This window comes from Pseudomonas sp. 478, from assembly GCF_003254125.1.
In the GTDB taxonomy this organism is placed as follows: domain Bacteria; phylum Pseudomonadota; class Gammaproteobacteria; order Pseudomonadales; family Pseudomonadaceae; genus Aquipseudomonas.
The window spans coordinates 20,297-43,734 of the sequence record NZ_QKZG01000022.1; the positions used below are offsets into that span (position 1 = coordinate 20,297).

The following is a 23,438-nucleotide window of genomic DNA, read 5'->3' on the forward strand; positions in this document are numbered from 1 at the left end:
TCAATGGCCTCCCGAACGTCGACTACGTCGCGAAGACAGGCGGTCGATAAACAGATTCACACCGATGGTCAGGGTGCCGATGGCCAGCGCCGGAATCACGATGGCCGGCGCGCCCTGGTTGAGGCCGCCGATGTTTTCGCGCACCAGTGAGCCGAGGTCGGCATCCGGCGGTTGCACGCCCAGCCCGAGGAAGCTCATGCCGCTGAGCAGCAGCACGATGAAGCCGAAACGCAGCCCCAGGTCCGTCAGTACCGGGTTGAGCATGTTCGGCAGGATTTCCACGCAGGCGATGTACAGCCGACGCTCGCCCCGGGTGCGGGCCACTTGCACGTATTCCAGGGCTTCGATGTTCACCGCCATGCTGCGGGCGATGCGGAACGCGCCGGGGGTGAAACTCAGCACCGCCGTGCAGATCAGCAAGGTCACCGACGAACCGAAAGCCGAGACCATGATCAGCGCCAGCATCTTGCTCGGGATCGAGATGAAGGCGTCCATCAAGCGGCTGATCACCTCGTCCAGCCACTTCGGCGACACCACCGACAGCAGAGCGCAACTGGTGCCCAGGCCGCTGGCCAACACGGCTGCCACCAACGCCAGACCAACAGTGAAGCGTGCGCCGACGAGGATGCGGCTGAGCATGTCGCGACCCAGGTAATCGGTACCAAACGGGTAAACGGCGCTGATGCTGTCAAAGACATTGTCAGAGACCACTTCACCCACCGGGTGCGGCGCCAGCCACGGGCCGAAAATCGCCATCAGCAACCAGATCACGCACATCGCAGCCCCGATCAGACCCAGCCAGGCCGGACCATGAGACACCTTGCCAACCGACAGGTCGGGGGTCGCGGGCGTCGATTTCACAATGAGATTGTTCATTGGTTTCTCAGCCTCGGATTGGACAGAATCGCGCACAGGTCGGCAATCAGCACCAATCCCAGGTACGCCGTGCAAAACAACATAGTGCAGGCCTGGACCAGCGCCATGTCACGGTTGGTCACCGCATCGACCATCAGGCTGGCGATGCCGGGGTAGTTGAAGATCGTCTCGACGATCACCACCCCGCCCAACAGGTAGGAAAGACTCAGGGCGATGGCATTGGCAATCGGCCCGATGGCATTGGGCAAGGCATGGCGCAGGACGATGCGCATCGGGCTCACGCCTTTGAGCCGGGCCATTTCCACGTAAGGGCTATCCAGTTGATCGATCACCGCCGCCCGGGTCATGCGGGCCATTTGCGCGACGATCACGCAACACAGCGTCAGCACCGGCAAGGCGTACGTGCGCATGAATTGCCAAGGCGAGGTGATGTCACTGGCGTACGACAGCGCCGACAACCAGCCCAGGTTCACCGCAAAAATCAGCACCGCCAGGGTCGCCACCAGAAACTCCGGGACGGCGACCATGGCCAGGGTGAAAAAGCTCAGGAAGCTGTCGATGCGCCCCCCGCGGCCCATCGCCGAGCCGATGCCGAGAATCAACGCCACCGGCACTGACACCAGCGCCGTGGCGGCCGCCAGCATCAGGGTGTTGGGCACCCGCCCCGCCATCAACTCGCTGACCGCCATGGCGTTGGAAACCGACTGGCCCATGTCGCCGCTCAGCAGATTCATCAACCAGTGCAGGTAACGCAACACACCGGGCTGATCCAGCCCCAGTTTCAGGCGCAAGGCCGCCACCTGTTCCGGCGTGGCGAACTGCCCGAGCGATTGTTGCGCCGCGTCCCCCGGCAGTACCGCCGTGATCGCAAACACGACCATGGACACGATCAACAAGGTCACGATCGCGGCGCCCAGGCGCCGGCCGATCAACCACAATGTGTTGCTATTCATCGCCCTACCCTCATGCAATGTCCCCGTCGCTGCAACCACCGCTCATCAAGCGTCCAGCCAGACCTGCTCGGCGAACATGTAGCCCATGAAACCGCCCAGCGGATTGCTGCCGTAGCCTTTGATGCGCTGGTCGACACCGTCGATGTTGCTGATGAACACCGGCACGCCAATACCGCTGTGATCATGCACCAGGGTCTGCATGTCGGCGTACATCTTGCTGCGCTTGACGTCGTCGGTTTCACCCCGGGCAAGCATCAGCAACTGATCGAACTGATCGTTCTGCCAGCCCGATTCGTTCCACGGTGCTTTCGACTGGAAGAACTGCGAAAACATCACGTCGGCGTTCGGCCGCGGGTTGATGTTGCCGAAGCTCAGCGGGTGCTTCATCCAGTGGTTGGACCAATAGCCATCGCTCGGCAGGCGGTTGACGTCGAGCTTGAGCCCAGCCTGTTTCGCCGATTGTTGCAACAGCACCGCGATGTCCACCGAACCGGTGGCGGCTGGCGATGCAACCAACGGCATGGTGATACTTTCCATACCTGCTTTTTTCAGCAGGAATTTGGCTTTTTCCGGGTCGTAGACTCGTTGCGGCAGGTCGGCGTTGTAGTAGCGCGAACCAGGGGAAATCGGATGGTCGTTACCGACCACGGCAAAGCCACGGAAAACCGCGGATTTGACCTGTTCACGGTCCAGCAGGTACTTCATGGCCTGGGTGAATTCGGCGCTTTTGCCCGGCATCTGGTCCTGGCGAATGATCAGATCCGTGTAGTTGCCCGACGGCGCATCGACGACCCGGTGCTTGGGGCTGGCCTTGATGCGCGTGGTTGAGCGCGGGTTGACCTCGTTGATCAGGTGCACGTCGCCCGACAGCAGCGCGTTGATCCGCGAAGGCTCATCGGCAATGGCGATGAACTCGATCTCGTCCAGGTACGGCAGGCCCGGTTTCCAGTAGCCGGTGTTGCGCGCGGCAATCGAGCGCACGCCCGGTTTGAATTCCTTGACCTTGAACGGCCCGGTGCCGATGCCCTGGTTGAAATCGGTGGTGCCTTCCGGAACGATCAACAGGTGCGACACGGCGAGGATCGACGGCAGCTCGGCGTTCGGCGCGCTCAGGCGGATCTGGACTTCGTTGGGGCCGGTGGCTTTGATTTCTTCGAACTGCGCCATCAGCGGCATGACCTTGGAGCCGGTCAACGGATCCTTGTGGCGGGACAGCGAATACACCACGTCCGCGGCGCTCAGGGTCTTGCCGTTGTGGAAGGTCACGTCCTTGCGCAGGGTGATGGTCCACAGCGTGGCATCGGTGTTGTCGATGCGCTCGGCCAGTTCCAGTTGCGGCACCAGGTGGGCGTCGAAACGGGTCAGGCCGTTATAGAACATGAAGTGGCGCACGTAGTCGGTCGACAACGCGCCTTTGGCCGGGTCCAGGGTATCGGCGGTGGAACTGGACATGCCGGCGACACGAATCCGCCCGCCCGGCTTGCCTTTGCCGGGGGTGGCGGCTTCTTCGGCGAACAGTTTACCGGCGGCGCCGAACAGGCTGCCGGCGCCCGCTGCCGCAACACCGGCCACACCGAGCATCTGCAAGGCGTTACGGCGGGACATGCCGCGATTGAGACCTTCGAAAACCCGCAGGCTTTCCTGGCCGGAGATCAGTTGGGAGTCGATCTTGTTGTCAGTCATATCAGTTGTACCTGTCGAAAATGAGAAGGCTCGAGTGTCCCGGTTGACCGGAACGTCCTGGAAACGCAAACGACGGTGACGCCACAACATCAACTCAATGCAAATAATCCTGGAAACGGTAATAAGCGCCCACGAATGGCAGGAACCACGGTTTGCCGAAATGCCCGGGAATCGCCGGCCATTCGAGTTCACGCCAAGGGTTGGCTTCGACGTTGCCGGCCATGACATCGGCCATGACCTGGCCCATGTGCACCGACATCTGCACGCCATGGCCGCTGTAGCCCATGGAGTGATAAACACCGCCGTGCTGACCGGCCCGAGGCAAGCGGTCGGACGTCATGTCCACCAGCCCGCCCCAGCAGTAGTCGATCTTCACATTGGCCAACTGCGGAAACATCTGCACCATCGCCGCTTGCAGCACCTTGCCGCTTTTGGCGTCGTTGACGCTGTCCGACATGGCGAACCGCGCACGGCCGCCAAACAGCAGGCGATTGTCCGGGGTGAGGCGAAAGTAATTACCAATCATGCGGCTGGTGACATAGGCGCGGCGGCCCGGCAACAACTGCTCGATCAGCGACGGTGGAAGGACTTCGGTGGCAATCACGAAACTGCCCACCGGCACGATCCGCCGCCGATACCAACCCAAGCCACCGTGCTGGCAAGCGCCCGTGGCCAGCAGCACCTGACCGGCGTGCAGCGATCCTTTGCTGGTGTTGACCTGATAACCGCCGGCCTGGGCTTTCCAGTCCACAACCGAGGTGCCTTGATGGATCAACGCACCCTGGCGGGCGGCGGCCTCGGCCAAACCGACACCGAAGCGCCCGACATGCATCTGCACGCCGTTGCGCTGCAGCAAGCCACCGTGGAACTGGGCGGAATTGACTTCCGCGCGGGTCTGCTCGGCGGTCAGCAATTCGACGTCGGCATCGACTTCCTTGCGAATCAGATCGCAGGTCCGTGCCAGGCCCTCGTAGTGCATCGGCTTGGCCGCCAGTTTGAGCTTGCCGTTGCGGATCAGGTCGCAGGCGATTTGCTCCTGCTCCACCAGCGACACCACGCTCTGCACCGCGCTTTCGTAAGCCTGGTAATAAGCCCGCGCCTTGTCAGCGCCGAGGCTGGCGCTGAGCCCGGCGTAGTCCTGGGCAACGCCGGTGTTGCACTGGCCGCCATTGCGCCCCGACGCTTCACCGATGACCTTTCCGGCCTCGAGCACCACCACACTGGCGCCCTTCAAGGCCAACGCCCGGGCCGCCGCCAAGCCGGTGAAACCACCACCGACGATGGCCACGTCGACCTGCCCAGGCAATGCGCCGAGCTGTGCACCGCTGAACGCCGGTGCGGTGTCGAGCCAGTAGGATTCACTGCCCATGTTTAACCCGCCTATGCCAAATGAAGAATGCCGTTACCGTTCGACTCAGAGACCTACCAGCGCCGCCAGCCCACCAATATCGGCGATCTGTTGGTAGCCGTAGAAAGCATTGGCCGGGACTTCATGGCCACGGGCGACGAAGGCCTTGTTCTTGATCTTCATGTCGTGGGCCGACATCAGGTCATAACGGAAGCTGGAAGACACATGCAAGATGTCTTCCGGGCCACAGTTGAGGTTGTCGAGCATGTACTCGAACGCGGCCAGACGCGGCTTGTAGGCCTGAGCCTGCTCGGCGGTAAAAACCTTGTGGAACGGCGCGCCGAGCTTGTCGACGTTGGACATGATCTGGCTGTCGCTGGCGTTGGAGAAAATCACCAACGGGATCTTGTCGGCGATTTTCGACAGGCCGGCCGGCACATCGGGGTGCGGACCCCAGGTCGGCACGGCGTCGTAATACAGCTGACCTTCGTCACGGTATTCGATGCCCCAGCGCTTGCAGGTCCGCGCCAGTGCGGTTTTGAGAATCTCGTCATACGGCATCCAGTCACCCATGACCTGGTCCAGGCGGTAGGCCGAGAAGTCCTTGACGAACTGATCCATCTGCTCGGGCTTCACGCGATCGGCGAACAGTTCGCGAGTCATCGTGCCCATGTGGAAGTTGGTCAGCGTACCGTAGCAGTCGAACGTAATGAATTTGGGGCGAAGAAAGCTCATTGAGTGCGTTCCTGAAGTTCGTTGAGGTCATGGCGTGACAAGCATTCGCTCCGTTACCGAAGCTGTGATGCAGCGCTGCAGCACACCGTCATTACAACACTGTGAAATCAGCAGATGGCGTTAAAAGCGACCTTCGCTTGATACAAACCACCGTTTTAACGCCCGCCCTCAGCAGACTTTGCGGCGCGCACAAGCCTTGGGCAAACCCCGTATTTATGCGCTCTTATGGGCCTTTATAGCCCTGCAAGGCCCAATCACGCACCGGTCTGCCGCAGAACCTGCGCCGGGCTGAACGAAAACGGGCGCTTACCGAAGTAAGCGCCCGTTTGGGTGGTGATCTAGAGGCTGCTGAAATCCTGTGGGAGCGGGCTTGCTCGCGAAGGCGATGTGCCAGGCAGCATTGATGTCGACTGACACTCCCTCTTCGCGAGCAAGCCCGCTCCCACAGTGGGATTTGTGTTACTGGACGATATCGATCAGCACACTCTTGAAGCGTAAATTGGCTTCGAACGCTTCGCGCCCCAGGTCCTTGCCGATGCCGGAGCGTTTGTAGCCGCCAGTCGGCAGGATGTAGTCGTTACTGCGCCCGTAACGGTTAACCCAAACGGTCCCCGCCTCCAGTCGCCGGACCAGACGCAGGGCGCGATTGATGTCGGCGGTGTGTACGCCCGCCGCCAAGCCGTAGGTGGCGTGCGCGGCCAGGTTCAGGGCTTGTTCTTCATCATCGAATGCCTGCACCGTCAGCACCGGACCGAAGATTTCTTCGCAGACGGCCGGGTTGTCATTGTCCAGCCCCGTCAGCAAGGTCGGCTGGTAATAAGCCCCGCCCAGACCTTCAAACAACCCACCACCGGTCAGCACTTCAGCACCGGCCTGACGCGAGCGCTGGACGATGCCGTCGATTCGGCTGGCTTGCAGTCGGGAAATGATCGGCGACAACGTGCTCTCGGATGACCAGGTCGGCCCCGGGCGCAGTTCCTCGAAATACGCCTGCAAATGCGCGATAAACGGTTCCATGATCGAGCGCTGGATCAACAACCGCGAACCGGATACGCACACCTGCCCGGCGTTGCCGGTAATGGCCAGCGCCACGGTGCGCGCGGTTTTGGCGATGTCCGGTACGTCGGCGAATACCAGTTGCGGGCTCTTGCCGCCGAGTTCCAGTGTCACCGGTTTCGGCCCCACCAGCGCGCAGGTCGACATGATGCTCGACCCGGTCGCCGTGGACCCGGTGAACGTCACCTTGGCCACGCGCGGATGGCGACACAAAGCATCGCCCGTGACGCGGCCATCGCCCTGGATGACGTTGAAAATCCCCGCCGGAATGCCCGCCTGCAGCGCCAGTTCGGCAAAGCGCAGGCTGGAGAACGGCGTCAGCTCCGAAGGTTTGAGCACCACGGCATTACCGGCGGCCAACGCCGGGGCCACTTTCCAGGAGGCCATGCTCAAGGGGAAATTCCACGGTGCGATGGCGGCAATGACGCCGTAAGGTTCGGCGATCTGCATGCCCAGTCGATCGCTCTGGGTCGCCGCGACGTGGCCGCCATGCTTGTCCGCCAGTTCGGCGAAGAAGCGAATGCCTTCGGCGACATAAGGAATGTCCCAGGCGATCACATCTTTATGAGGCCGCGTCGAGCCCACGGCTTCCAGCGGAGCCAGAATGGCGGCGTCCGCCTCGATCAGATCGGCCCAGCGGCGCATCACCCGCGCCCGCTCCCGGGGTGGACGGCTGGCCCAGTCGCTGCGACTGAACGCCTGCCAGGCATCCGTGACCGCTTCATCCACCAGGTCGGCATCGGCGATTGGCAACTGGGCATAAACCTGGCCGTCAGAGGGGCGCGCCACCTCAAGCCCGGGTTGTGCATCGCGGTACATTCCAGCAATGAAGTGAGCGCTGCGCACAGCAATAAGGCGGGGATCAAAGCTATCCATGGAGCACTCCAAAACAAGGGACGAGGCGTCGTGAACTCTGGCCTCCATCGTAGAAAAAAAGCCCTGGCATTTGCTGCCGACCTTGCGGTGCATTTAAGTAGTAAGTGTGGTCTGCCGGCCTCGGGCTTGCGGAATCTGCCGAATGCTTCAGCCCCCCTTGTCAGGCCTTCACACAGATGGGATACAGGCACCATCGCGCCGGAAATCCGGTCGCTCGCGCACACTGTCCAACGGAGACTCGCCATGTCCGCCTTGCAACGACCTGCTTATGTCTATCGGCCAATGACGGCCGCCGACCTGCCCTCGGCCCATGCCTTGTCCGTGGAGTTGAAGTGGCCTCATCGCCTGGACGACTGGGCGATGCTGCAACGGGTCAGCGACGGCTTTGTGGTGCTCGATGGCGAGCGTCTGATCGGCACGGCATTCGCTTGTCCCCAAGGCGGCTTCACCACCATTGGCCTGGTGATCGTCAGTGATGACTATCAGGGCAAGGGCATCGGCCGCAAGCTCATGGAACAGGCACTGGACGCCTGCCAGTCACGCACCCCGATGCTCAACGCCACACTGGCCGGCGCACCGCTTTACGCCAGCCAGGGCTTTGTCGAATTCGGCCGGATTCAGCAGCATCAGGGCAACGCCAATCCACCTGCACCCGCCGCACTGGCCGACGGCGAACATTGCCGTGCACTGAGCGCGGCGGATCAGGCTCGTGTGTTGGCGTTGGCCAATGCCGGCAGCGGGCTGGATCGCAAAGCGGTGCTCGCCGATCTGTTTGAGGTGGTCGAGCATTCGGTGGGGATCGAACGCGACGGCCAGCTACGCGCCTTCGCCTTGCTGCGCCCTTTCGGCCGTGGTCGTTGCATCGGTCCGGTGGTCGCCGAAAACCTCGAACAAGCCAAACACCTGATCGCCGTTCTGCTGGCGCAAGTGCCGGATGCCTTCGTGCGAATCGACATCCCGGCAGACAGCGGCCTGGCCGAATGGCTCGATTCGGCGGGTTTGAAGCCGGTCGATACCGTGGCGCAAATGGCCAAGGGCACGCCACCGCAAACAGCCAACGGCGTCCAGCAGTTCGCATTGGTGACTCAAGCCATTGGCTGATCGCTATCCCTCACCGTCTTTTTTATGGAGCGTCACCCGTATGTCTGAACCTACCGTTCTGCTGTTGGCTCGCGCCGACGGCGGCCGCGTTGCCACGTCTTTTACAGCAGCATCTTTGGGTGCTTTCGATCCGTTCAAGGACGGTCGCCAGGTGGCCTACAACGGCCCGGATGGCGTATCAGCGGGCATCGTGCACATCAGCGGAACGCTCGATAGCGATGATTTTCCGCACACCGAAGTGATCGTGGTCCACGCCGGCCACGTCGTGCTGCAATCCGAGGAGCAAACGCTGGCACTGGGTGTCGGCGCCGGTGCCGTGATCGGTCGCGGTACATCACTGCGACTCCAGGCCAACGCTGATACGTACTGGGCCTTTTGTGCAGTCACCAGCCCCACCGCACCGCCGACACCCGGCCTCACTGCGCTCGACCCGCTGGACATGCTTTCGCCGTCGGCCGCACCGGAACCGCAGATTTTGATCGGACCGACGCCGCAGTGCCGCTCACACAATGCCTTCGAAGACGACGCCACCCGGTTGCGCGTCGGCGTTTGGGATTCGACACCGTACGAGCGTCACGCCCGGCCCCACAAACTCCATGAACTGATGAACCTGATCGAAGGCAGCGTCACCCTGCTGGCGCCTGATGGAACGAGCGTGGAGGTCAACACCGGCGACAGCGTGTTTGTGCCGCTCGGTGCAGCGTGCGCGTGGAAAAGTACGCGGTATGTGCGCAAATTCTATGCGGTGAAGTAGTGTCCTTCCTGAGTGCGCGACAGTTTGAATAGGGCACGCTCCACTGCTGCGGCGATGAACGCGTGCCCCTTTTTCCTATCCTTTTACGCAGACCACCTGACGCAAGGTGTGCAGCACTTCCACCAGCTCGCGCTGGGCGTGCATGACATCGTCGATGTCCTTGTAGGCCATCGGAATTTCATCGATGACGGCAGCATCCTTGCGGCACTCCACGTGGGCGGTGGCACGGATCTGATCTTCGACGGTAAACAGGCTTTTCGCCTTGGTACGACTCATGGTGCGGCCGGCGCCGTGGCTGCAGGAGCAGAACGACTCCTCGTTCCCCAGCCCGCGGACGATGAAGCTTTTAGCGCCCATCGATCCCGGAATAATCCCCAACTCGCCCTTCTTCGCCGATACCGCGCCTTTGCGGGTGACCAGAATTTCCTGACCAAAATGTCGCTCTTTCTGCACGTAGTTGTGGTGGCAGTTCACCGCTTCCAGCGCCGCCTCAAAAGGTTTGTTGATCACTTTTCGGGTCGCCTGAATCACCGCTTGCATCATCAATGCACGGTTTTGCCTGGCGAAATCCTGGGCCCAACCGACCGCTTCGACGTAGTCATCGAAATGCCGGCTGCCCTCTTTAAAGTAAGCCAGGTCACGATCCGGCAGATTGGCGAGGTGCTGACGCATATCCGCCTGGGCCATTTGAATGAACAGGTTGCCAATGGCGTTGCCAACACCGCGGGAACCGCTGTGCAGCATGAACCAGACCCGGTTGGTTTCATCCAGGCACACCTCGATGAAGTGGTTCCCGCTGCCGAGCGTGCCCAAGTGCCCACGGTTGTTGGTGTTGGCGAGTTTCGGGTACTTGTCGGTGATCGCCTTGAACCGCGAGTCCAGTGCCGCCCAGGCCCGGTCAGCCTCACGCGGAACGCTGTCCCAGGCGCCCTTGTCCCGACCGCCGCGCCCACTGGTGCGGCCATGGGGCACCGCCTTCTCGATCGCGCAACGCAAGCCATGCAGGTTGTCCGGCAAATCGCTGGCGGTCAGCGACGTGCACGCGGCGATCATCCCGCAGCCGATGTCCACTCCGACGGCGGCTGGAATGATCGCGCCGACTGTGGGAATCACGCTGCCGATGGTCGAGCCCTTTCCCAGGTGCACATCGGGCATCACGGCCAGATGCTTGAAGATGAACGGCATCCTGGCGGTGTTCATCAATTGCTGTCTGGCTTCGTGTTCTACCGGGACGCCTTCGGTCCACAGCTTGATCGGTTTGCCGTTGGCGACTTCCAGTAGTTGGTAGGTATGAGCTTGCATGATTTTGATTCTTTTCTTTTGGTCGGTTGTTCGGCGTTGGTCTGGCACCTGGGGTGATAAAGGTCGGTGCAATTGCATTGGCGGTCGCCTGTTGGGAAAGGTATAGCCGCCGACGCGCCAGTTTTGATTTTCCTACGTTGCGGAAGAAAGGGACACCTGAAACAACCGCCGACACTTTTCTCCTGTCAGCACCGATAACAGAAACGCCGCTCACTGAGCGGCGTTTTTTGTGAGTTCTACTGAAGCGACGAATAGGCACCCTTTCAGAGCTTGGCGATCGAGACTTCAGTGGATTTGACGAAGGCAATCACCTCGCTCCCCACTTTCAATTCAAGATCGCGCACTGAACGGGTGGTGATCACCGAGGTGACGATGCCGGAGGCGGTTTGCACATCGATTTCGGAGACCACTTCGCCTATCACGATTTCCTTGATGACACCCTTGAACTGGTTGCGGACGTTGATCGCTTTGATGGTCATGATGAGGCTTCCTGTCTGATGTCGAATACATCCGCACGGATGTGCAGGCCTTCAAAATGAACCTCACGAATCAACATTAAAAGGAATAAATATAGATTTGCTTATTCCTGCATCGAATATCAAGTCCGCCCAGCCTCTACCACAGCGCCACGGTATAGCTGACGATCAGGCGGTTCTCATCCAGGTCATTACCGAAGTTCGAGCGCACTGACGCGTTGCGCCATTTAAGGCCCACCCCTTTCAACGAACCGTCCTGCACCACGTAAGCGATATCGGTGTTGCGCTCCCATTCCTTGCCCTCGCCCGGCGCAGTGCGTTGCACATTGTCGCCAGAGATGTAGCGCGTCATGAAGGTCAACCCCGGCACGCCAAGTGCGACAAAGTTGTAGTCGTAGCGTGCCTGCCAGGAGTGCTCGTCGATGTTGGCGAAGTCACCGATCTGCACGAAGTTGACCAGGTACGGATCGCTGCGCCCGATATACGGAAACGGATCGTCGCCGCTCATGCGCTGATAGCCAACGCCCAGCGCATGACCACCGAGGCTATAGGTGAACAACGCACCGAAGGCCTGGTTGTCGATATCACGAAAGTTGCCGTCTTCGGTGCTGCGTGCATAGCGCACGTCGCTCTTGAGCGACTGGCCGGAGCCCAGATCCAGCGTGTGCACCAGCCCGAGGTAATTTTGCTGGTAGATGTTTTCCAACTGGCCGTAGCGGTACTGCGCGGTCAGGTTCGGCAGGAACTGATAGTCCGCCCCGGCAAACTGAAACTTGTCGCTTTGCCCGCCGATGCGGTTGGCGGTCATGTCCTGATAGTCGGTGGAGTCGACGAAATTGATCTGCGTGAGCTGACCGGCCGTGAGCTTCAAACGATCGATTTCCTGCACATTCACCAGGCCGCCCTTGAACGTGCTCGGCAACAGGCGGGTATCGTTGGAGTTCACCACCGGGTCTTTGATCTGCAATGTCCCGAATTTCAGGGTGCTGTTGGACACGCGCATTTTGCCCGTCAGGCCTAACTCGCCATAGCGATCCTGCGAGCCGCCGGATAAATCCGGTGGCAACAGATTGGTGCCCGCCGTACCGCCACCGGAGTCCAGTTTGAAACCGGCCATGCCCAAAACATCCAGGCCGAAACCGAACGTGCCGGCGGTGTAACCCGACTCCATCCGCAACAGAAAACCTTGCGCCCATTCCTCGGCCTTGTCCCGCGAACCGTCCTGGCGAAAATCACGGTTGAAGTAGAAGTTGCGCGCTTCCAGGCTGCCTTTACTGTCCGCCACGAAATCCGCCTGAGCGGCCGGTGCACAGAGCAGGCTCAGGCCGAGCAATGTGCCAGCCGGGACGTACCCCTTGAATGGGCGGGTGCGCCCCGCTTTTGAAGGCACGTGGACAGTCATGATTTTTTCCATGGAAGAGGTTCCTGCGGCAGCAAACGAAGATGACGGACACGCCTCATTGTTTTTTTGTGAAGGCGTTGTCGTGGGGGGCGGACGCAGCGATCTGCGTCGTGGGGCGGATTCTTCGTGCAGGGGCAGAACGGCGTCAAACGGGAAAAAGACGAGGTTATGCATAAGAAAATTTGATGCCCGCGATGGCGAACTCTGGAGTAACAATTGCAACTCGCCCCTTCATTACAAGAGCCATAAGCGCCAAGGGAACCGCCATGAACCTCAAATTCCTCGAAACCTTCGTCTGGGTCGCCCGCTTGCAAAGCTTCAGCCTGACCGCCGAGAAAATGTTCAGCACACAGGCAGCGATTTCCAGCCGGATCGCCGCGCTGGAAGATGAGTTGGGGCTGCGCCTGTTCGTGCGCGATTCACGCGGAGTGTCGCTGACGCCCGAAGGTCTCAAGGTGCTCGACTACGCCGAGCAAATGCTCGAGGTTCAGCGTGCGCTAAAACACTCGCTGGACAACACCAGCCCGCAACAGGGTCTGGTGCGCATCGGCGTGATGGATACGGTGATACACACCTGGCTCAGCCCGTTGATGTCGACCCTGATGCAGACCTTCCCTGCCGTGGAAATCGAGATCACTGCCGACGCCGCGCGCAATCTCTGCGAGCAATTGCAAAAGGGCTATCTGGACATCGTTTTCCAGACGGACCTGATCCGCCACGAAAGCGTGCGCAACCTCGAACTGGCGCACTATCCCATGCACTGGATCGCCGCCAGCAACTCCATCTACGCCCGACCTTATACCTCGCTCACCGAGATGGCCGGTGAGCGCATCATAACCTTCGTCAAACATTCACGACCGCATCAGGATGTGCTCAACCTGTTGCACGCCCATGGCATCGGCGCACCGCGCGTCAGTTGCGTTAACTCGGTGTCGGCCATGACCCGGCTGATTCGTGACGGCTTTGGTATTGGCGCCTTGCCGGCGGCACTGGTGGCCAAACCCCTGGCCAGCGGCGAGTTGATCCAGCTGGACCCCGGCAGCCGCTTGCCGCAACTGGATGTCGTGGCCTCTTGGCGCGCGGGGGTCGGACTGGAACTGATCGAGAACATCGTCGAGATGAGCCGCCAGGTGGTCTGCCAATACGCTGCGGATGTCGGTCCGTTACTTATGGTGGCGGCACCGGGCCTCGACAGCCGACTGCCCCCTGAATAACTTTTAGTTGTCTGAGGGCAACAACATTCCTTGTTGGACGGCATCACTACGGTTTTCTAAAAAGGGTCAACGAACCTGCCGAGATGCCATGATGAACCAACCTACCCTGCCCTTCGAACAACTGCAGCGCAGCACCCCTCTCGCCCTGCGCCAAAGCATCGCCGCCGGGCACTATCAGGGTCACACCAGCGGCTTGGGCCAAGGCCGGGTGCAAGCCAATATCGTGATTTTGCCCGGTGATTGGGCCAGCGAGTTCCTCAGGTATTGCACCCTCAATCGTCAAGCCTGCCCGTTGCTCGACATTACCGAACCGGGCGATCCTTATTTCCGCCATCTCGGAGCAGCCATTGATATTCGCCACGACGTGCCCCGATACAGGGTTTATCGCCATGGCGAACTGAGCGAAGAACCGCTGGATATCGAGCATCTTTGGCAGGATGACCTGGTAGCCTTCGCCATCGGCTGCTCGTTCTCCTTCGAACAACCGTTGCTGGATGCCGGCATCCCCCTCAAGCACATCGATCTGGGGCGCAATGTCGCCATGTACCAGACCAACATCGACACACGCCCCACCGCTCGCCTCGGCGGCAAGCTGGTGGTGAGCATGCGGCCGATGAAAGCCGCTGCCGCCATCCAGGCCATTCAAATCACCGCACGCATGCCCAATGTCCACGGCGCTCCCGTGCACATCGGCGATCCGTCGCTGATCGGCATCCACGCGCTCGATACCCCGGACTACGGCGACGCCGTCCCCATTGAAGCTGACGAAATACCGGTGTTCTGGGCGTGCGGTGTGACACCTCAATCGGTGGTGCAGGCCTCACGCCCGCCACTGTGCATCACACACGCCCCCGGTTGCATGCTGGTGACGGATTTGTACAACAGCGCTTTGTAAAGGCGTGGGTGTGCCGTAATGCCAATCAGTCAAGGAACGACACTATCCGCGTTTGGGCTGACGCTTTTTTTGACGGGTGTTTAAGCAAAGTCGAAGCCTTGTAAATCCACTCAATGTAGTCAACGATGCAATTGGCCTTCGTCCCTTGTTTTGTGCCATGGACCCTGTCCCGTTTCCTGAATGTTCAGGACTAAAGTTCGCGCACTTTACTCACAAAAGACCGGATGACAGCAGAACCGACTATCCTTTCGGACAGTGAACGCTGCACTCTTGGCAAAAAGGGACGCCATGCCAGACTTTGATCGCGCCATCGACTCCAGACCCGGGCTATTCTGGATCGCTTCAATTACGGTTTTCTGTCTTTTCACCGCAACGCCCGGATTCGGCCAGAACCTGCCAACCACAGCGGGTGCCGAAAACGCCACGGTTACGGTGATTCAAGCGCAGGAAATCGTTTCCAGGGCCACCCTCGAAGCCGTTCGCTGGAGCGGCCCTGAGTCCGGCCCGCAAGCCCTGCCGGGCAAGAGCATCGCCTTTGTCGCAGAAGATTTGCGTAACGGCGGAATTGTCGGTGTCGCGCAAGGTGCTCGCGAGGCTGCCAAGGCGATGGGCTGGACGCTGAAGATATTCGACGGCGCTGGATCATCGGCCGGACGCGCCAAGGCCTTTTCCGATGCCCTGGCAGCGAAACCCGACGGCCTCATTCTGTGCGGCTCCGATGCCCTTGAGAACAATGCGGCACTGATCCAATTCGCCAACAGGGATGTGCCGGTGGTTGCCTGGCACGCCGGGGCACGGCCCGGGCCGATTGACGGCACGCCGGTGGCCATGAACGTCACGACCGACCCGCTCGAAGTGGCTCGCCTCACGGCCATGGCGGCGGTGGCACAGTCAAACGGACACGCCGGCGTGGTCATCCTGACCGACTCCAAGTACAGCATCGCCATGGCGAAAGCCAAGGCCATGGAAAACGTCATTCGCGCCTGTCAGGAATGTACGTTACTGGAAGTGCGCGATGTCGCGATCTCCGAAAGTGGCGAGAAGATGCCGGCGATCACCAAGGAGCTGCTTCAGCGCTATGGCAAGCGCTGGACCCATACGCTGGCCATCAACGATATCTATTTCGACTACTCGATTGCCTCATTGACCAACGCCGCAATACCCAGCGACGGCATCAGTCTGTTGTCTGCCGGTGATGGCAGCGCTTCGGCTTTCTTGCGCATCCAGGCAAAAACCTACCAGACCGTCACCGTGGCCGAGCCGCTCAACCTGCATGGCTGGCAAGTGATGGATGAATTGAACCGGCTGTTTGCAGGTCAGCCGGTGAGCGGCTTCGTCGCGCCGATTCACCTGGTCAATGCCGACAATATTGCCTTCGACGGCGGGAAGAAATTCCAGTACGACCCTGACAATGGCTATCGAGACATCTATCGCCACCAATGGAATCCATGACATTGGACGTTATTTCCCGGCTCGGACGCCGGCTATTGCCGCAATCGCTACGCGCACAGTTCACACTGGCGTTTCTGACGCTGGCGCTGCTGATCCTGGCGAGTGGTGCAACGGCGGTCTACGCCGTGCGCACGTCAAACAACGCCACCCGCCAGCTGACGGATGAACGACTGGTCCGCATGCAAGATGGGCAAGACATGCTGCAGCGTACCTTGCTGATCGAACGCCAGACTGATCAGCTTCTGACAACCCGCTCCCCCGACACCCTGCGTTCAAGCTATGCGGCGACCGTCGAACAGCTTGAAGCCCTTGATCAACTGGTGCAGCAGCTGACTGCCGCGAACAGTGGCGTGGCGATACTCGACATGCATCAGTCGAGTCAGATGTTCCGCAATACCGCCAACATCGTTGCTCAGCTGCGAGAAGGCCTGCTGCAAACCGAGGTCACCTTCGAACAAACCATGGAGGATCACACCGCCCGGTTAACCGCGACTCAGACCCAGGCCAGCCTCGAACTGGCGGTGTTACTTTTCGATCTGCCGCAGGCTGTTGACAGTGATGCCGTGCAACGGCTGCGGATCCGATATGAGCGCCTGTCACGCACCGCAGGCCAGTTACCCGGCGCGGATGTGAAGACACCTGATCTCTTCTCCCTGCGCCTGAAGCTCATCAATCAGCACAACGTCATACAGCGCTTCAATGAGGAACTGAAGAATGAGGCCGGGGTTCTGGTCGCGGTGGCCCGTGCGCAATCCAGCGCTTACACCGAAGACTATCGCGAAGCCCTGCAACGCCTGGTCGAAGCCTCAAATCGTAGCCAGCAATGGGTGCTGATCATGTTGGGCGCCAGCCTGGTATTCGCCTGGTTCGTGACCCGGGTCTTCATGGGCCGTCATGTGCTCATGCGTCTGAATGAAATTAGCCGGCAATTGCGTCAGGAACACACTGACAAAACGCATTTGATGATGGCAGAACATGGGAAAGACGAGATCGGCAACATGGCTCGCGCGGTGAATCAATTCCTCAAAGACCGACTTCAACTGGAAAAAAGAACGGTCCAATTGAGTATCGCCACAGAGCGGCTCGCCCTGCAAAACAGCCGACTGGAGCAAGAAGCCGTGATCCGTGCCGGACAACGTCATGTCCTGGAGCTGATCGCCAGGAGCACCGAGCTGGCAGAAGTCCTCGACAGCCTGGCTCACCTGGTGGAGTCCCAGTTGAAGGGGATGATGGTGTCCATCCTGGTGCTGGATGAGGATGGCAAACACCTGCTGCACGGGGCGGCCCCCAGTTTGCCGAAAGCCTATAACCAGCTCATTGACGGGATTGCAATCGGTCCGAACGTCGGTTCATGCGGCACCGCGGTGTATCGACGAGAACCGGTCATCGTCACGGATATCGAGCTGGATCCGCTGTGGGAAGCGTACCGTTCAGCCGCTGCGCCCTATGGATTTCGCGCCTGCTGGTCGACGCCGATTCTGTCCCATGAGCGAAAGGTATTGGGGACGTTTGCCTTGTATTCCAATACCGTACGCAGCCCCAGTTCGGCCGAGACGCGACTGATTGACATGGCGACACCGCTTGCCGGTATTGCGATAGAACGCCAGCTTACCGAAAAGCGCATTCGCTATATGGGCGACCATGACGCACTGACCGGGCTGCCGAATCGCACACTGCTCGAAGACCGTCTCAAGCAGGCAATGCTTTATGCCCAGCGCTACGACCGCCTGGTGACGGTGGTGTTTCTCGATCTGGACAAATTCAAATTGGTGAATGACAGCCTTGGGCACAGTGCTGGAGACGAACTGCTGAAAACCGTCGCCCAGCGCATGCTGGAGTGCGTACGCCGCACCGACACCGTCGTGCGACTGGGTGGCGACGAGTTTGTGATCATCCTGTTCGACCAGCCCTCAGACCTCGACGGCGTTACTCCAGCCCTGCACAAAATCCAGGAAGCCATCCTGCGACCGATTCAACTCAGCGGGCATACACTCCACGTCACCTGCAGCATGGGGTTGGCCACCTACCCTGCCGACGGCAGCGATACCGACACGTTGCTCAGCAACGCGGATGCCGCCATGTACCGGGCCAAGGAACTGGGTCGCAACAGTTACCAGTTCTATACGAGCGAGATGAATAACAAGGTTCAGGGCAAGCTCGCCATGCAAGACGGGCTTCGAAACGCACTCAACCATGACGAGTTCCTGCTGCTGTACCAGCCACAGGTGGATTTGCAGTCAGGCCAGATTATCGGCGTAGAGGCACTGATCCGCTGGCAGCACCCCGAGCTCGGCATCGTGTCTCCCATCAAATTCATTCCGCAGGCCGAAGAAACCGGGTTGATCGTGCCCATCGGCGACTGGGTGATTCATGCCGCGTGCAGACAGAACAAGGCCTGGCAGGATGCGGGCTGGCCGCCGATCACCATGTCGGTGAATATTTCTGCACGCCAGTTCGTCGAAAGGGACCTGATCGACCGGGTGATGCATGCCTTGCAAGAAACCGGGCTGGACCCGATGTACCTTGAGCTGGAGCTGACCGAAAGCCTGATCATGCAAGACCTTCAGCAAGCCATCAGCAAAATGAAGGAACTGCAATCAATGGGGATCAGCCTCTCGATCGACGACTTCGGCACCGGCTACTCCAGCCTCGCAGCATTGAAAAGCTTTCCGATCGCGAGACTCAAGATCGACCAGTCTTTCGTGCGCGACCTGCCCGACAACGAGAACGACAAAGCCATCGCCACCGCGGTGATTTCGTTGGGGCACAAACTGAACCTCAAGGTCATTGCCGAAGGTGTCGAAACCGAAGAGCAGCAAACCTTCCTGCGTGAAAACGGCTGCGATGAGATTCAGGGCCACTTTTTCAGCAAAGCGGTCAGCGCAGAAGAAATCAGCCTGTTACTGCGTACACCCCGGTTGCCTCAACCGAGCCGCATTGCGAGCCCTGGCTCGGTCAGGCGAAAACGCGATGTAAAACGCCCAAGCAGTCCAATGCCGGGGCATTAATACTGCGCAGGCCATTAGCGGACGTTCGGCCTACATCCGCTTTTGATGCAAACTTGCCATTCGTTACGAGCTTGTGGCGATGTAAGCATTGTTTCGATTGAGGAGCGGCTTCAATCATTTCTCGTTACTGCTCAAGCATCAAGCTACGCCAAATGATCATCGGCTTTTCTAGAGGTGCGACTTCCGGCTGCAACTGCTCCTGTGTGTGCCTGTTGTGCGGTGGCTGCTCCTCTGGTTCAGGCGCTGGAGTCTGATACTTGGCGGCATGCACGTTATCTACGGACATTTTGTGTAGTGCGCTTATTTGATTGTTATGGTGACTTTGCCTTTTGATCTGCCCTGTTCGACGTACCGCAACGCCTCTGCAGTCGATTCAAAAGGGAAGGAACGATCGATGACCGGTTTGATGACGCCAGCTTCGATAAGCGAGGTGATTTTTTGCAGTTGCACCCCGTCGGCACGCATAAACAAAAATGCATAGCTCATCCCATGCTTGCGGGCTTTTCTACGAATACCGCTGCTCAGCAGGCGCATGACTTGCCGTAGCATCCAGGACAAGCCTTGCTCTTGGGCAAATTCTGCTGTCGGTGGTCCGGAGAGGGAAATGAGCTGCCCACCGGGCTTGAGAACTTCGACTGATTTAATCAGTACATCGTTGCCCAGGCTGTTCAATACCACGTCGAAATCGTGCAATTCGGTTGCAAAATCTTGCTGCTTGTAGTCGATGACCACATCCGCCCCGAGCGCCTTCACCCATTCGACATTCGCCGTGCTGGTGGTCGTCGCAACGAAGGCGCCGAGGTGTTTGGCGAGCTGGATGGCAAACGTGCCGACACCGCCGGATCCGGCATGAATCAACACCTTCTGGCCTTTTTTCACCTGGGCGGTCTCAACAAGCGCCTGCCAGGCCGTCAAGGCGGCCAAGGGGACGGACGCCGCTTCGGCCATGTCAAGGTTCGAGGGTTTCATCGCGAGCGCGTTTTCGTTCACGGCGATCAGTTCGGCAAACGTCCCGATCCGATCCTCGGGAGGGCGTGCATAGACTTCGTCTCCTGGATTGAATCGCTTCACCGCCGAGCCCGTGCGAACGACCACACCCGCCAGGTCATTGCCCAATACCAATGGAAATGTATAGGGCAGGATCAGTTTGAATTCCCCGGTTCTGATCTTCGAGTCCAACGGGTTCACGCTCGTTGCATGCACCTGGATCAGCACGTCATGCGCACCGACCGCAGGATCGGGCACTTCGCCAATCATTCCGTTCTGCTTGCCGTAGCGGTCGATAAAAAATGCCTTCATGTTGCAGCTGCTCTTGTCGGTGGAATGAGAATGGGGCACGGCCCCGGCAACGTTGATGCGATGCGACGTTCAGGTTGTCAGCCGTCGAGGAACGCCAAAGCCTTGGCCACGAAATCGGTATGGTGCTGGAAAATGCTGCCGTGCCCGGCGTCCTGGTAAATGATCAGTTGCGCGTTGGGGATTCGCTTTGCCAGCTCAAGCGAGTTGACAGTGGGCACCATGATGTCGTTGTCCCCGTTGGCTATCAGCGTCGGCATCCGCAGGCGACCGAGTTCTTGCGGCGCTTGCTTGCCCCACGCAGTAATGGCTTTCAATTGCCGTAAAAACGCGCGGGGTGTCGGGCCTTTGTCCCGGTCTTGCCGGCGCTCTTTCAATCGTTGCAAATACTCGGACGCAGCGCGTTGGCCGTTGGCCGTGGTGGTAAAGAACAGGTAGAACTTGGGATCTCGTAGCGTCAGCAGACCCTTGATCATTAACGGCCAGGTCACCGAGCCGACGTTGTCGATGCCTGTGCCGCCGGCCGGGCCGGTTCCGGTGAGGATCAGCCTGCGCACGCGTTCGGGAGCTTTCAGGGCGATGTCTTGAGCGACGAAGCCTCCGAGTGAAAAGCCGAGCAGGTCAACCTTGTCCAAACCCAACGCACGAATAAAGCCGATGCCATCGTCAGCCATCTCACCGACGGTCAATGGCGCGGCGCCACCCGAGCCACCGATACCGCGGTAATCGGTGGTGATGACACGCCGGTTTTTTGCCAGACCGTCAACGATCCTGGGGTCAAAGTTATCCAGCACCGCCCCCCAATGGTTGAACATGACCAGCGGGACCTGCGTTCTGGGTCCCTGATCACGATAGGCGAAAGGTATCCCGCCAACCAGGACCGACTGGTTCGCCGCGTTGATAAATGACGACTGCGAACCTGGATGATTGCTTCTAGCCAAAAGAGTCATGTTTATTCCGTCCGATTGCGGGGCGAGGCCGACCTGCTCGACAGGGTTCAGACTTGAGTCAAATAGCGTGGCGCCACGGCGGACTGTCTGATCTGCGACAAAAGACCCTGACGTGCGGTTTGCAGGGCATCCCAGCGCTCGCCTTCTTGCAACGGAGGAATGGTCACCGGTTCGCGGCGGTCGAAGCCGACCAGTGCGGCATCGACCAGGTCATCCACTTCCATGATTTGGCTCAAGGTGTTGATGTCGATACCGGCGCGGTCCCAAATCTCCGTGCGGGTGGCGGCGGGCAATACGGCTTGCACATAAACACCCAGAGGCGAAAGTTCCAGGCTCAGGCCTTGGGAAAGGAACAGCACAAACGCCTTGGTCGCCCCATAGACCGACATGCCAAATTCAGGCGCCAGGCCCACCACCGAACCAATGTTGATGATCGCGCCTTCACCTGCTTTGGCCAGGCGTGGCGCGATGGCGCTGGCGAGTCGCACCAGTGCAGTGGTGTTGAGGGCCACCAGCTGCGCAACGCTGTCGGTGCTTTGCTCGATGAAGGTGCCGGACTGCGCGGCACCGGCATTGTTGACGAGGATGCCGATGCGCTCGTCATCCCGCAGGCGCGCTTCGACAGTGTGCAGGTCGCTGAGTTGAGTCAGGTCGGCCGGAACCACCTCAATGGCAACGTTGTGTTCGCCACGCAACTTTGCGGCGAGCGTTTCCAGTCGCGAGTGGTCGCGGGCGACCAACACCAGATCATGCCCGCGTTGGGCGAAACGTTGGGCATAAACCGCGCCGATGCCGGTGGAAGCGCCAGTGATGAGAACGGTAGGACGAGTAGTCATAATGTCAGCTCTTTTTTCGGGAACATGAATGGGGATGGATGCACGATCAAAATCAGGCCCGATCAGCTTGTGCCTGGTTCGCGACAGCACTGGATTCGTCAAGCGTCGGGTAGTCGATGTATCCCGCCGCTCCGCCGCCGTAGAGCGTGGAAGGGTCAAAGGCGGACAGTGGCGCACCTGTTTTGAGCCGCTCCACCAGATCAGGGTTGCCGATAAAAGGACGGCCAAAGGCGATCAGGTCGGCCTTGTCATGCGCAAGGCGTTCCGTGGCCAGGCCCAGGTCATAGCCATTGTTGGCGATGTAGGTGTTCTTGAAGCGCAGACGCAAGGCGCCGAAATCAAAGGGCGCCATGTCGCGAGGTCCACCGGTCGCGCCTTCGACGACGTGCAGATAAACGATGTCCAGAGCATTGAGTTGATCGACGATGTAATCGAACTGAGCCTGCGGATCACGGCTCGATACACCATTGGCCGGCGAGACAGGCGAAAGGCGAATGCCCGTGCGATCAGCACCAATCTCGGCGGCCACGGCAGCCGTCACTTCCAGCAGCAGACGCGCACGGTTTGCGATTGAGCCGCCGTACGCATCAGTACGCAGGTTGGAGCCGTCCTTGATGAACTGATCCAGCAAATAGCCGTTTGCACCGTGGATTTCCACGCCATCGAAGCCTGCCGCAATGGCGTTTGCCGCCGCTTGGCGGAAATCGTTGACGATGCCCGGCAATTCGTCAGCTTCCAATGCTCGTGGCTCGGAAACGTCCTCGAAGTGGTTGTTGACGAACACCTTGGTCGCGGGACGAAGCGCGGAAGGGGCTACCGGCGCCGCGCCGTGCTGTTGCAGATCGACGTGGGAAACACGGCCCACATGCCACAGTTGCAGGAAAATTCTCCCGCCCTTGGCGTGCACGGCATCGGTCACCTTGCGCCATCCCTCTATCTGAGCCGGTGTGTAAATGCCTGGTGTGTCCTGATAGCCCTGTCCCTGCTGGGATATCTGCGAGGCTTCGGAAATCAGCAAGCCCGCGCTGGCTCGCTGGCTGTAATAGGCAGCAGCAAATTCACTCGGTACAAAGCCTTTTCCGGCGCGATTGCGCGTCAGCGGGGCGAGAACCACGCGGTTTGACAGTTTCAGCGTGCCAAGCGTGTAAGGGGTAAACAGATTCTGGTCGCTCATAAGTGTTTGTTCCGTGCCCGTTGGTGAATTTCATATCGCCGGCATTTAGGA

Annotated in this window: 19 protein-coding genes; 6 read left to right on the top strand and 13 right to left on the bottom strand. The window is 59.7% G+C overall.

The features are described from left to right. The 6 genes from DFS28_RS29540 to DFS28_RS29570 form a co-directional block, all read right to left on the bottom strand. Positions 1-876, bottom strand: a complete 876-nt coding sequence (locus DFS28_RS29540; protein ID WP_111452595.1) for an ABC transporter permease — start codon at positions 874-876, stop codon at positions 1-3. Next, the gene (locus tag DFS28_RS29545; protein ID WP_111452596.1) at positions 873-1,829 is read right to left on the bottom strand and encodes an ABC transporter permease; all 957 of its coding nucleotides are present in this window, start codon (positions 1,827-1,829) and stop codon (positions 873-875) included. The genes DFS28_RS29540 and DFS28_RS29545 overlap by 4 nt, the downstream gene beginning before the upstream one ends. Positions 1,830-1,874: 45 nt before the next feature. After that, positions 1,875-3,512 carry an ABC transporter substrate-binding protein gene (locus DFS28_RS29550; RefSeq protein ID WP_111452597.1) on the bottom strand — a complete coding sequence of 546 codons (1,638 nt, stop codon included), beginning with the start codon at positions 3,510-3,512 and terminating at the stop codon, positions 1,875-1,877. A gap of 94 nt (positions 3,513-3,606) precedes the next feature. Then, on the bottom strand, positions 3,607-4,881 hold the full coding sequence (locus DFS28_RS29555) for an FAD-binding oxidoreductase (RefSeq protein WP_111452598.1): 1,275 nt from the start codon (positions 4,879-4,881) through the stop codon (positions 3,607-3,609). Between the two features lie 45 nt (positions 4,882-4,926). Further along, positions 4,927-5,595 (bottom strand): haloacid dehalogenase type II, encoded by a 669-nt coding sequence (locus tag DFS28_RS29560; RefSeq protein WP_111452599.1) that lies wholly within the window; start codon positions 5,593-5,595, stop codon positions 4,927-4,929. Between the two features lie 459 nt (positions 5,596-6,054). Then, positions 6,055-7,527 carry an aldehyde dehydrogenase gene (locus tag DFS28_RS29570; protein ID WP_111452600.1) on the bottom strand — a complete coding sequence of 491 codons (1,473 nt, stop codon included), beginning with the start codon at positions 7,525-7,527 and terminating at the stop codon, positions 6,055-6,057. Between the two features lie 243 nt (positions 7,528-7,770). Between DFS28_RS29570 and DFS28_RS29575 the strand changes: the two genes are divergently transcribed. Both DFS28_RS29575 and DFS28_RS29580 read left to right on the top strand, forming a co-directional pair. After that, a complete protein-coding gene (locus DFS28_RS29575; RefSeq protein ID WP_111452601.1) occupies positions 7,771-8,628 on the top strand; it encodes a GNAT family N-acetyltransferase in 858 nt (285 codons plus the stop codon). Between the two features lie 40 nt (positions 8,629-8,668). Next, positions 8,669-9,382, top strand: coding sequence for a cupin domain-containing protein (locus DFS28_RS29580; RefSeq protein WP_111452602.1), 714 nt, complete (start codon positions 8,669-8,671; stop codon positions 9,380-9,382). Between the two features lie 75 nt (positions 9,383-9,457). Here DFS28_RS29580 and DFS28_RS29585 read toward each other — a convergent pair whose 3' ends face one another. From DFS28_RS29585 to DFS28_RS29595, 3 genes are all read right to left on the bottom strand, one after another. After that, on the bottom strand, positions 9,458-10,684 hold the full coding sequence (locus DFS28_RS29585) for an RtcB family protein (protein WP_111452603.1): 1,227 nt from the start codon (positions 10,682-10,684) through the stop codon (positions 9,458-9,460). A 263-nt stretch (positions 10,685-10,947) separates the two neighbouring features. Then, positions 10,948-11,163: a molybdopterin-binding protein gene (locus DFS28_RS29590; protein ID WP_111452604.1), complete on the bottom strand. Its 216-nt coding sequence runs from the start codon at positions 11,161-11,163 to the stop codon at positions 10,948-10,950. Positions 11,164-11,299: 136 nt separating this feature from the next. Beyond that, a complete protein-coding gene (locus DFS28_RS29595; protein WP_111452626.1) occupies positions 11,300-12,562 on the bottom strand; it encodes an OprD family porin in 1,263 nt (420 codons plus the stop codon). A 266-nt stretch (positions 12,563-12,828) separates the two neighbouring features. Here DFS28_RS29595 and DFS28_RS29600 point away from each other — a divergent pair, with 266 nt between their 5' ends. The 4 genes from DFS28_RS29600 (at position 12,829) to DFS28_RS29615 (ending at position 19,131) form a co-directional block, all read left to right on the top strand. Next, positions 12,829-13,776 (top strand): LysR family transcriptional regulator, encoded by a 948-nt coding sequence (locus tag DFS28_RS29600; RefSeq protein ID WP_111452605.1) that lies wholly within the window; start codon positions 12,829-12,831, stop codon positions 13,774-13,776. A 91-nt stretch (positions 13,777-13,867) separates the two neighbouring features. Next, positions 13,868-14,671 carry a putative hydro-lyase gene (locus tag DFS28_RS29605; protein WP_111452627.1) on the top strand — a complete coding sequence of 268 codons (804 nt, stop codon included), beginning with the start codon at positions 13,868-13,870 and terminating at the stop codon, positions 14,669-14,671. 288 nt (positions 14,672-14,959) lie between these two features. Next, entirely contained in the window at positions 14,960-16,123 is a 1,164-nt protein-coding gene (locus DFS28_RS29610; protein ID WP_111452606.1) for a substrate-binding domain-containing protein, read from the top strand. Next, the gene (locus DFS28_RS29615) at positions 16,111-19,131 is read left to right on the top strand and encodes an EAL domain-containing protein (protein WP_111452607.1); all 3,021 of its coding nucleotides are present in this window, start codon (positions 16,111-16,113) and stop codon (positions 19,129-19,131) included. The genes DFS28_RS29610 and DFS28_RS29615 overlap by 13 nt, the downstream gene beginning before the upstream one ends. A 300-nt stretch (positions 19,132-19,431) precedes the next feature. On the opposite strand, the gene DFS28_RS29620 is transcribed toward DFS28_RS29615, so the two are convergent. From DFS28_RS29620 to DFS28_RS29635, 4 genes are all read right to left on the bottom strand, one after another. Then, the gene (locus DFS28_RS29620; RefSeq protein WP_111452608.1) at positions 19,432-20,430 is read right to left on the bottom strand and encodes an NADP-dependent oxidoreductase; all 999 of its coding nucleotides are present in this window, start codon (positions 20,428-20,430) and stop codon (positions 19,432-19,434) included. A 77-nt stretch (positions 20,431-20,507) separates the two neighbouring features. After that, positions 20,508-21,377 (bottom strand): alpha/beta fold hydrolase, encoded by an 870-nt coding sequence (locus tag DFS28_RS29625; RefSeq protein WP_111452609.1) that lies wholly within the window; start codon positions 21,375-21,377, stop codon positions 20,508-20,510. 47 nt (positions 21,378-21,424) lie between these two features. After that, positions 21,425-22,213, bottom strand: coding sequence for an SDR family oxidoreductase (locus DFS28_RS29630; protein WP_111452610.1), 789 nt, complete (start codon positions 22,211-22,213; stop codon positions 21,425-21,427). Between the two features lie 52 nt (positions 22,214-22,265). Then, entirely contained in the window at positions 22,266-23,387 is a 1,122-nt protein-coding gene (locus tag DFS28_RS29635; RefSeq protein WP_111452611.1) for an alkene reductase, read from the bottom strand. Positions 23,388-23,438 lie beyond the last annotated feature (51 nt).